Raw genomic sequence first — 1,964 nt, forward strand, 5'->3', positions numbered from 1 at the left:
CAGATGACACAGATTGAAGAGGAAGAGGCTGGGAGTGAAGGAAGGCCGGCGAACATAAACGATTCGTATAGCCATACGGATATAGCGTATCCGGCAATGACACAACTGGCCGTGGCGTCACGGCACGTGGCCCCGTTAGCGCCGTCCCCGCTGATGCCCAGCGCGGCAACGCGTGAAGCGGCCCGGATGACGCCGGGATACCCACACAGGATCGCGCCGGTACAGGCGAACCATATAGCCCAGGTTGAACAACCGATGGAGGTAAGAACGATGACCGTGGAGATGGATGGATTGATGCGGGTGGAATTGGCGAAGGGCGCGGGGGAGCAGGGGAGCGGGGGAGCAGGGGAGATGACGAAGCACGACGCCGAAGCGCTGAACTTGTCGCTCTCCCCGGCGGAGCGCGAGGTGCTGGCCTGGCTGGAGACAGTGCGGGCGACGGCGGCCGGGGCGGTGATTCGCGCCTCGGGGCTGCCGGCGGCGGTGCAGGAGCGGCTGGCCGCCGGGCGCTATGAGTCGGCCGAGGCGGTGGAGGCGGCCATCGACCGGGCGCGGGCGGAGTTGGCGGCGCTGAATGAGGCGGGGGTCGTGCGGCTCGGCCAGGGGTTGGGCCAGGTGCAACGCACTGGGGACAGTGCGTCGCACCGGATGGGCCGGATCCGGCTGAGCGACCCGCTGGACGAGGCGCGGGAGCTGGTGGGCTTCTTCTTCGGCGCGGCCGGCGCGCCCACGCCGCCGCCCAACCTGCGCTCCTTCGCCGACCTCTACATCGCCCTGACCGGCGACGTCTTCTTCCGCGGCGTGTTCGACGGCGGGCGCGTCCAGTTCAGCGGGGCGACGACGAGCACGCTGCCCAATCTGGCCGTGGACGCCATGAACCGCGTCATCGTCCAGCAGTTCCGCGTGCTGGAGCATTACCGCTGGTTCGAGCGCATCACCAGCGTGGAGCCGAACGACGGCAGCTTGCAGGACATGAAGTGGATCACGCTGGGCGGCATCGGCGCGCTGCCGACGGTCAACGAGGGCGCGGCCTACACCGAGTTGAGCGTGTCGGACGTGAAGGAGTCGGCGTCGTTCATCAAGCGCGGCGGCTACGTGGGCATCACCCGCGAGATGATCATGAACAGTAACATCATGCAGTTGCAGGCCATCCCGCGGGCGTTGGGCGCGGCGGCGGTGCGGACGCGCTCGGCGGCCGTGGCGGCGCTGTTCACGGCCGGCAGCGGCGTCGGCCCGACGCTGGCCCAGGATAGCAAGGCGCTGTTCCACGCCGACCACGCGAATATTGCCACAACGGCGCTGGGCACGGACGCGGCGGCGTGGCGGGCGGCCCGCGCGGAGTGCTTCCAGCACGCTGAGGTGGGCAGCGCCGCGCCGCTGGGCATCTTCCCGCGCTTCCTGCTCGTGCCGGCCGAGCTGTACGACACGGCGTTGAGCATCCTGGGCTATGGCGAGGGCATGCCGGCGACGTACACGCCGGAGGCGCAGGATCGCGGCTTCGCCGACCCGCGGCCCATCCCCCTGGTCGTGCCCGACTGGACGGACGCGACGGACTGGGCCTACATCGTCGATCCGGCGCTATACCCGGTCATCCAGATGAGCTATAGCCAGTCGCCCGGCGGCCGGCAGCACCCCATCCCTGAGCTGTTCGCGGTCGTCTCGGAGACGAGCGGGCTGATGTTCACCAACGACATCCTGCCCATCAAGGTGCGCGACGAGTTCGCCCTGGGGGTGAACGGGCACCGGGGGGTGGGGAAGCGGAATGTAGCTTGAGGAGAGCGGGGGGGCGGGGGGGCAGGGGAGCGGGGGAGATCACCCGCTAACCGGGGTTCGTTCACCCCCGCACCCCCGAAACCCAGCTCACCCCCCCCACCAACTATAAAACAATAAACTCCAAACACACACCCAACCCCCCCAAGCCCAAACCAGGGTACACGAGGGGCGGCTGTCGGCCGACCGCCGGA

At 68.8% G+C, this 1,964-nt stretch carries 1 protein-coding gene; it reads left to right on the forward strand.

Annotation, left to right across the window (positions count from 1 at the left end; all coding sequences use genetic code 11):
• The first annotated feature begins 255 nt into the window (after positions 1-255).
• Positions 256-1,773: a hypothetical protein gene (locus tag ACE3UY_RS14295; RefSeq protein ID WP_374688184.1), complete on the forward strand. Its 1,518-nt coding sequence runs from the start codon at positions 256-258 to the stop codon at positions 1,771-1,773.
• The last annotated feature ends 191 nt before the right edge of the window (positions 1,774-1,964 follow it).

The sequence above is a fragment of the Promineifilum sp. (SeqCode) genome (genome assembly GCF_041918635.1).
Taxonomy (GTDB): Bacteria; Chloroflexota; Anaerolineae; order Promineifilales; family Promineifilaceae; genus Promineifilum.